Source organism: Brevibacillus porteri, assembly GCF_003013475.1.
Lineage (GTDB): Bacteria > Bacillota > Bacilli > Brevibacillales > Brevibacillaceae > Brevibacillus > Brevibacillus porteri.
The window spans coordinates 53539-62951 of record NZ_PXZO01000031.1; the positions used below are offsets into that span (position 1 = coordinate 53539).

Annotated in this window: 6 protein-coding genes; 3 read left to right on the forward strand and 3 right to left on the reverse strand. The window is 52.6% G+C overall.

Annotated features, from left to right (window positions below; genetic code table 11):
* Complete coding sequence (locus C7R92_RS16760; RefSeq protein ID WP_106835044.1) at positions 1-837, forward strand: N-acetylmuramoyl-L-alanine amidase; 837 nt, start codon at positions 1-3, stop codon at positions 835-837.
* A 45-nt stretch (positions 838-882) separates the two neighbouring features.
* On the opposite strand, the gene C7R92_RS16765 is transcribed toward C7R92_RS16760, so the two are convergent.
* The 3 genes from C7R92_RS16765 to C7R92_RS16775 form a co-directional block, all read right to left on the reverse strand.
* Positions 883-1386 (reverse strand): S4 domain-containing protein, encoded by a 504-nt coding sequence (locus C7R92_RS16765; RefSeq protein ID WP_069851878.1) that lies wholly within the window; start codon positions 1384-1386, stop codon positions 883-885.
* A 314-nt stretch (positions 1387-1700) separates the two neighbouring features.
* On the reverse strand, positions 1701-2585 hold the full coding sequence (locus tag C7R92_RS16770) for a hypothetical protein (RefSeq protein ID WP_106835045.1): 885 nt from the start codon (positions 2583-2585) through the stop codon (positions 1701-1703).
* Positions 2582-3685, reverse strand: a complete 1104-nt coding sequence (locus tag C7R92_RS16775; protein WP_106835046.1) for a glycosyltransferase — start codon at positions 3683-3685, stop codon at positions 2582-2584. Before C7R92_RS16775 ends, C7R92_RS16770 begins: the two co-directional genes overlap by 4 nt.
* A gap of 149 nt (positions 3686-3834) precedes the next feature.
* On the opposite strand from C7R92_RS16775, the gene C7R92_RS16780 reads away from it, so the two are divergent.
* Both C7R92_RS16780 and C7R92_RS16785 read left to right on the forward strand, forming a co-directional pair.
* Complete coding sequence (locus C7R92_RS16780) at positions 3835-4923, forward strand: glycosyltransferase family 2 protein (protein ID WP_106835047.1); 1089 nt, start codon at positions 3835-3837, stop codon at positions 4921-4923.
* Between the two features lie 443 nt (positions 4924-5366).
* Positions 5367-9413, forward strand: a 4047-nt coding sequence (locus C7R92_RS16785) for an alpha-helical endospore appendage domain-containing protein (RefSeq protein WP_208636215.1), incomplete at its 3' end; no start/stop codon positions are given.

The following is a 9413-nucleotide window of genomic DNA, read 5'->3' on the forward strand; positions in this document are numbered from 1 at the left end:
ATGAAAATCACCGAGATGCTTCTGACCAACGTAAATTCCCGCCCCAAAAAGAAGATCGTCCCAAAAGGAGTCGTCATCCACTGGACGGCCAATGAGCGCAGCGGTGCAAATGCCGCCGCCAACCGGAACTACTTCAACAGACCAACGACAGTCGCGAGCGCACACTACATCGTAGACGACAAACAAATCATTCGCTGTCTGCCCGAGGACGAGATGGGCTACCACGTCGGGGCGAAAACTTATTCACAGGCCGCCTTGAGCAAATTGAGCAACTACCCGAACAACTGCACGATTGGGATTGAAATGTGCGTCAATGCAGATGGAAGCTATGAGAAAATGTACGAGCAAACAGTGGCACTGACTGCGGATATCTTGAAACGACATGGCTGGGGAGTCGAGCACCTGTGGCGTCATTACGACATTACGGGCAAAAACTGTCCGGCCTTTTTTGTCGTCAATACGACCGCTCAAACATATACGGGCATGTCAGCGAAGGACGCATGGGCAAAGTTTCAACAGGATGTCCACAGGTTTCTCACAGCTTATCCACAAAAACCACAGCCTGTTGTGGATAAGTGCGCAGTTGAGCTGACACTTACTTCCACTGGAAAATTAATCGATGATGTATCCTATGTACCCATCCGAATGATTGCGGAGGCAGTGGGTGGAGCAGTGGAATGGGAGCCTTCCACGCAAAAAGTGACCGTGAACGGACAGGAAGTCCCCTATGTAAACGACCAGGGAACTACTTTTGCGAAAACAAGAGAGCTTGCCGCCTTACTTGGATTGCAAGTGGAGTGGGACGAGCCGAGAAAAATGGTCGTATTAAAGAAATAAAAGAAAAAGCCGCAGATCCCGTCTGCGACTTTTCTATACATACTTTTACTCAATCAAAATCTGAATGATATCTGCTGCACTCAATACAGCGCTTGGCTTCGTCTCCTGCTCATTCAGACGAATATGCCCGTCCTTGATCTTGCGGACAATCTCGCTGCGGCTCCAGCCTTCTATCTGTTCAGACAGCAGCTTGTCGAGTCTGAACCGAGCTTCTGCGCGCTCAATGCGAATCGTCACTTCCTGAACGCCCTTTTCCTGGTATTCATGCAAGGGGAGAGTAGGCAGCGGCGCGATTTCTTCACTAAACTCCGTATCTGGCACCTCCCGATGATCCGTAAAGGCTTTGTAGATGGCTAGCTTTTCGTTCCACGTATGATTTTTTTCGCATTTATAGATAGCGAAGCGATAGATGTTTTTGCCGTTAGCGTTGTGGCGGCGGATGTTGGTATCGAAAAAGAGAACGATTCGCCCGCAATTGCTGCAATGTCGCCGCACTGGCTGATTTTCATGAATTTCACGTAAAACCCACGTATGCTCGATGATATGCATGGTCCTTCACCTCGTGTAAAAAGTGAAAGGAACGCACCTGCTATTTGGATGTCCTGTAGGCAGGCCTGTTTTTTTGGGACACAAAAAAACGGAGATTCCCCATAGCGAACCTCCGTCAGGATAAACACCTACAGATTTCGTTACGTTCCTTTGTAATGGGAAAAAAGGGCAGACTGCACCTGTGCGAAAAACAGTTTGTTTTCCGAAGGGCCAGCTATCCAGTTTTTTAGGCCATTACAAAGTAGTTGTTGGCATACGTAGTTACCGTACCTTTCCATCCAAATAGACGTGGAATGAATATACCATATAATGGTTTAGTTTCCAAGGGGGATTGTATTGTTGACGACAGGAGAGCGAGTGGTTTTGACGCGTAAAGGAGCGGAGCCGTAGATTTGCTTCATCCAGGTTCGCGCTTCCGCAAAGTCACTCTCCCGATAGAGATGAAAAGCGGGATGGTGTGTATCCACAAAAAGGGACAAACCCAAAGCCTGAGCCCGGATGCAGAAATGACGGTCCTCGCCCCAGAAGCTCAGATTTGGAATTTGCTTAAAGCTGACGCCAGCCTGCAGCGCTTTTCTGCGGATGAGGGTGCAAGCCCCTAAACCACCTACCTCATATACGCCGGGGACACGGAGTTGTCCGTAGAAAGCGTACTTCCGTAAGTATTGTTCTTCTAAGGAAATTTGTTCATGGCGTGCGCATTCGAATTGGGTGTATTCGTCTTTGAGCCACACCTGTGGGACGGGGACAGTATCTGGTGTCCAGCTCGTCCAGAAGATTTCAGATATGATCTGTTTGTCAGAAGCGAGCAAAACTTCCAAAGTAGTTGGCTGGAGAAGCAAATCCGAATCAATGAGGAAGAGGGCGTCGTAATCATGGTGTTTGGCGCGGGCGATCATTTCGTCCTTGAATCCACCGACCTTCCAGACGAGTGCGTCGCTCCAGTAGTGGGTCGTCTCATCGCATGTGTAAGGATGCAGGCTGCCAGCAGCGGGGATAATGTCGACCTGTTGCGTGTGTTTTTCTGCAAAGTTTTGAAGAATTTTGCTCGAAAGTGGATCGATATTGTCATCTACGAACAAATAGTGCAACGTCAAGTTTGAGGTCGATAGCCTTTCTAACGAAAACAAAAACATCCGGAGAACATCTGGTTTCTGACAAACTGGACTTCCGATTAGCACACTTGTTTTCACGCTCATAGCACCACCTCTCGCTTTTGTGCGAAGTGCGAAGCATGGAGGGAGCTTGCTGTGTAATCGTAGACAAGGGATTCATGTGCCTTGCCCATGCGCTCCATGCATCGTCCCAAAAAGTGAAAAGCGTAAAAGCTCCCCATTCCTTGCTCACTAAAATGCTCCCACTGATTGTCCCCGATCTCTAAGCAATACTCGAAAGCCTTTATCGCCTCGGCATACAGACCATGCTCCAACAGGAAAACGCCTTTGTAAAAATGAAGGTCTACGTAATTGGGGTAGATTTGAATAGCTCGTGCAATCCCCGGCCATGCTCCGCGCATACTGCCATGCTGGAAAAGAATATCGAATTTCAGCTTGTAGCAAATAGACGGGGGAGGTTGTTTAGTGGTCAAAAAGCCTTTCATTGCTTGATTCACTAGTGTAAATGCATGCTCCAATTGTTTAGCGCGAAAAAATTCGTTTGCGAGATGGTAATCGCACCACGGGTCTTGTTTGGATTGCTTTCTTTCGTGACGTAAGAGCCTCAAGTTGCGCAAAGCTTTTTGTTTTCGTTGAACGGCATCTTCCATATATCCGAGATGGTGGATATGTACAGGTAGCAAAGGGACGGCGAGATCCCTAGAAACGGTGGTCGGCCATTGAAGCACTTCGTGAATGTCTCGCACAAATCGGAACCCTTTTTTGTTACGAAATAAGCGGATTTGCCCGGATCGGAAGGCGGAGTGGTACGAAGCTTGCACCTTTTGCGATCCAGTGTAATGGATCATTTTCATAAAAAAGGCGTCGCCTTTGCTCGCACTCACAGCCTGACGAAGCACCCCCGTTTTTTCTTCCTGTACGATTTCATCCGCATCCAGCCATAAAATCCACTCTCCCTTGGCAACCTGCAATCCGGCGTTTCTCGCTTTCGCAAAGCTGTTTTCCCAAGGAATCTCCAGAACTTTCGCTCCGTATTTCCGACAAATATCCTGTGTACCATCGGTTGATCCTGTATCGACAACAATGATCTCGTCTACCACCATATGCACGCTGGACAGACAAGCTTCGATCTGGTCTGCTTCGTCTTTGACGATCATGCATAGGGAAAGGAGAGGCGGGCTCATTCGGATGATCACCTTCTTTTCGGTGTTGTAGAACATATTGGTACACCATATTCGTGCGAGGTGATGGTTATGAAAGTACGGATACATAAAGGGGGAAGGAAGGAAATAGGATGTTGAGAAAATGATTTTCTGGGGAGGGGGCGATCTGCATGTTCACGGTTAGCTTGTGCATGATCGTTCGGGATGAGGAAGAATCACTCGGTCGATGCTTGTCGACGGTCTACGATTTGGTGGATGAAATCATCATTGTCGATACAGGGTCGACCGATCGAACCAAAGAAATTGCATTGACCTATGGTGCACATCTGTTTGATTTTACCTGGGTGGACGATTTTTCAGCAGCTCGTAACTTTGCTTTTGCGCAAGCCAAGATGACGTACATTTTTTGGCTGGATGCGGATGATGTGCTTTTGGAAGTGGATAGGGAACGATTTGCAGCACTGAAGGCCTTAGACAATTTTGATTACGACAGTGTCTCGATGCCGTACCACTTAATGGTAGATGAGCGAGGGAAGCCCGTTCACTATTTGCGAAGAAATCGCCTCGTCAGACGGAAGTGTAACTTTGCTTGGCATGGGGCGGTCCATGAGTATTTGGCTGTCGCGGGGGAAATTCTGCACAGTGAAATCGCCATTACTCACGAAAAAAATAAGCCGTATACAGACCGGAATTTGCAAATCTATGTAAGGCGCAAGGAAGAAGGCGAAGTTTTTGATCCGCGTGACCAATTTTATTTTGCAAATGAATTGTTCGATCATGCGAGGTACGAAGAGGCGGCTGAGCAGTATCAGTTGTTTTTGGACGGAGGTTTGGGTTGGATCGAGGATCAAATATGGGCGTGTCAGAAGCAGTCAGAGTGTTACGCTCACTTGAAGCAACCTGAAAAACAGATTCAATCTTTGACCAGGACACTTGCGATTGACCTTCCGCGTGCGGAGATTTGCTGCAGGATGGGGGCTTTTTTTGTGGAGAAGCAGGATTTCCCGAAGGCCATTTATTGGTACCGGCAAGCGACATTATTGGAGCGGCCACACAGTTCCATGGGGAAGGTAGATGAATCGGCATGGACGTGGCTGCCGCATATACAACTATGCTACTGCTACGATCGGATCGGGGATCAACGAAAGGCAAAAATTCATCACGACATGGCAAAGCTGTATTACCCGACGCATCCAAGTGTAGCGTACAACGAAGCTTATTTTGCAAAACTGGAGCAACTGGATTGGGTAGAACAGTAGATGGCTATACTCCTTCTTGGTTGTAGGTATTGTATTTGGGAAATTGTTATTTGCACGGGTCTTCTCTACAAAAATGGAATCGATCCCCGTTGATTAAAGAAGGAGATTCTCCATCCGTTACTGGTAAGAGCTGCATGTCAGTTTGTTGGAATCCCTTTTTAGATTAAGGGGGATGGCTTCTTTTTTGGAGGAAGAGGATGAATGAAAACAAAGACCCCGTTTATGGTTTCGTAAAGCACTTCAATAACGATTACTCCTCGTATTGATTCCTCTAATGAATGAGCAACGGTTTCCTTTCTCCTTCTATTTTCTCGCAGTTGTCTGTAAGTGTCATTCTTTTTGTCCAATACTTTTTCAGGTGATTGGGAAAACAGTATGCCACGGCTTCTTGTGTAACAACTCATGAGGGAGGGGAAACATCCTTTTCAAAGAGGAGGAGAATCATGTCATTTCCAAATATACCGAATATCACCCCGACTATTCAGATAGGGCGTGACGATGCGCTCAATTTAATGTTGTCTTCTTTAGCTATGGAAGAGTTGGGGCTTAGTCATATTTTAAATGCGGAAGCTGAAAAAATTCAGTATGCACTCGGGACAATTCCCGGGCTATCTGGACCAGGAGCCACCATTTCGGATTTGCTCGCGTTAAACAAGAGTGTGCGGGACATGCTCGAAGCAACGACAAAGCAAGACCTGCTTTTGCAACAGAAGCTGGAAGCGGTGCTGGATGCTTCTGAATGTCCGGTAAAGAGGGTTACCGGGCCAACAGGGCCAATTGGACCGACGGGAGCAACTGGAGCGAGAGGTCCGACGGGAGCGACTGGGGCGAGAGGAGCAACGGGAGCGACTGGATCGACAGGAACAACAGGAACAACAGGAACAACCGGATCAACTGGAGAGACTGGAGCCACCGGAACCACCGGAGTAACTGGAGAGACCGGAACAACGGGAACAACCGGATCAACTGGAGAGACCGGATCCACCGGAACCACCGGAGTAACTGGAGAGACCGGATCAACGGGAACGACTGGAACGACTGGAACGACTGGAACGACTGGAACGACTGGAACGACTGGAACAACAGGAACAACAGGAGAGACTGGAACCACCGGAACCACGGGAGCCACCGGATCAACGGGAGAGACCGGAACCACCGGAACGACCGGAGCCACCGGAGCCACCGGAGCCACTGGAACCACGGGAGCGACTGGAGTAACGGGAGCAACTGGAACCACGGGAGCGACTGGAGAAACTGGAGAAACCGGATCAACTGGAACTACGGGATCCACTGGAGCGACTGGGGCAACGGGAGAGACCGGAGCAACTGGAGAAACTGGAGAAACCGGATCAACTGGAACAGTGGGAGCGACTGGGACAACAGGAGTGACGGGGGCAACTGGAGCTACCGGAGCGACCGGAGCAACTGGATCAACCGGAGCAACAGGAGAGACGGGGGCATCGGGAGCGTCCGGAACTATCGGAACAACAGGATCAACGGGAGAGACAGGAGAGACGGGAGAGACCGGAACAACAGGAGCGACTGGAACCACCGGAGCAACAGGAGAGACCGGAACAATCGGAGCCACCGGAGCGATTGGTGCCACGGGAACCACCGGATCAACTGGAACCACTGGAACCACTGGAACCACTGGAACCACTGGAACCACTGGAGCGACTGGTGCCACCGGAGCAACGGGAGAGACCGGAGTAACCGGAGCCACTGGAACCACCGGAGAGACCGGAGCCACCGGGGTAACTGGATCAACTGGAACAACCGGATCGACTGGAGAAACTGGAACCACTGGAACCACAGGATCCACAGGAGTGACAGGAACAACTGGATCAACGGGAGAGTCTGGATCAACTGGAGCGACTGGAACCACGGGATCCACCGGAGAGACCGGAGCCACTGGAACCACCGGAACGACTGGAGCGACTGGAGCTACTGGATTCACGGGATCGACCGGAACGACTGGAGTCACGGGAGAGACCGGAACCACCGGATCGACTGGAGCCACGGGAGAGACCGGAGTAACCGGAACCACCGGAACAACTGGAACGACTGGAACCACCGGAACCACCGGAGCAACCGGAGCAACCGGAGTGACTGGATCCACGGGATCAACAGGAGCAACTGGAGCAACTGGAACTACGGGATCAACCGGAGTGACTGGGGCAACGGGAGAGACCGGAACCACCGGAGCCACTGGAGAAACGGGAGAGACTGGAACAACTGGAACCACCGGAGTGACTGGAGAGACCGGATCATCGGGAACCACTGGATCAACCGGATCCACGGGAGAGTCCGGAGCAACTGGAGCGACGGGAACAACGGGATCGACTGGATCCATGGGAGCAACTGGATCAACTGGAACCACAGGAGCAACGGGAGAAACCGGAGTGACTGGATCCACGGGAACAACGGGATCGACTGGATCCATGGGAGCAACTGGATCAACTGGAACCACAGGAGCAACGGGAGAAACCGGAGTGACTGGATCCACGGGATCAACAGGAGCAACTGGAGCAACTGGAACTACGGGATCAACCGGAGTGACTGGGGCAACAGGAGAGACCGGAGCCACTGGATCAACGGGAGAGCCCGGAGTAACGGGAGCGACTGGAACAACAGGATCAACGGGAACCACCGGAGCGACTGGGACAACAGGAGAGACCGGAGCTACCGGAGCTACCGGATCAACTGGTGCCACCGGACCAACGGGAACCACTGGATCCACCGGAGAGACCGGAGAGACCGGAGCAACTGGAGCAACTGGAGCAACTGGAGAGAACGGAGCGACTGGAGCAACTGGAACAACAGGAGCGACTGGTGCAACTGGATCAACAGGAGAGACCGGATCAAGTGGAACGACTGGAGCAACAGGAGAGACGGGAACCACTGGAGCCACCGGAGTAGCTGGAACAACAGGAGCGACTGGTGCAACTGGCTCAACGGGAGAGACGGGAATAACCGGAACCACCGGATCAACCGGATCAACCGGATCAAGGGGAGCGACCGGAGTAACCGGATCAACCGGATCGACTGGAACCACCGGAGCAACAGGAGAGACAGGAACCACCGGAACAACAGGAACAACAGGAACAACAGGTGCCACCGGGGTAACGGGAGAGACGGGAGCCACTGGAACCACGGGAGCGACTGGATCAACCGGAGCCACCGGATCAACTGGAGAAACTGGAGCCACCGGATCCACTGGAGAGACTGGATTAACCGGAGCGACTGGACCAACCGGAGCCACGGGAACAACTGGAGAGACGGGAACCACCGGAGTAACCGGATCCACGGGAGCGACCGGAACCACCGGAGCCACCGGAGCCACCGGAGCCACCGGAACCACGGGAGCAACGGGAGAAACCGGAGAACCCGGAGTAACCGGAACGACAGGAGCAACTGGTACCACCGGAGCCACGGGAGCAACTGGATCCACGGGAGAGACCGGAGTAACCGGAACCACTGGAACCACTGGAACCACCGGAACGACTGGAACGACTGGAGCGACTGGAACCACCGGACCAACCGGACCAACGGGAGAGACTGGAGCAACTGGAACCACCGGAGCAACTGGAGAAACTGGAGCGACGGGAACAACCGGAGAGATCGGAGCGACTGGAGCCACTGGAGAGACTGGATTAACCGGAGAGACCGGACCAACCGGAGCCACAGGAACGACAGGAGCAACGGGAGCCACCGGAACCACCGGAGTGACTGGAGCAACAGGAACTACGGGAGAGACCGGAGTTACTGGAGAGACTGGATCCACGGGAGAGACCGGACCAACCGGAGCCACGGGAACAACTGGAGAGACGGCAGCCACAGGAACGACTGGAACCACCGGATCAACGGGAGAGACTGGAGCCACGGGAGCGACCGGAGCCACCGGATCAACGGGAGAGACCGGAGCAACCGGAACGACCGGAGCCACTGGCACCACCGGATCAACCGGAGCCACGGGAACAACTGGAGCAACGGGAGAGACCGGAGTAACCGGAGCCACTGGAGAGACAGGAACAACTGGAGCAAGGGGAGAGACCGGAGCAACTGGAACCACCGGATCAACTGGATCAACTGGAACCACGGGAACCACGGGATCAACCGGAGTGACCGGAACCACCGGAGAGACCGGAGAGACCGGGGCAACAGGAGCAACTGGATCCACGGGAACCACGGGAGCCACGGGAGCCACGGGAGCCACCGGAACCACCGGAGCAACGGGAACAACCGGAGCAACGGGAGAGACCGGATCGACAGGATCAACTGGAACCACGGGAACCACGGGAACCACCGGAGAGACCGGATCAACCGGATCAACCGGAGTCACTGGAACAACAGGAACAACAGGAACAACAGGAACCACGGGAACGACTGGAGAGACAGGAGCAACTGGAGCAACAGGAGCAACTGGAGCAACTGGAGCAACTGGAGCAACTGGATCGACAGGATCAACCGGAACGACTGGAACGACTGGA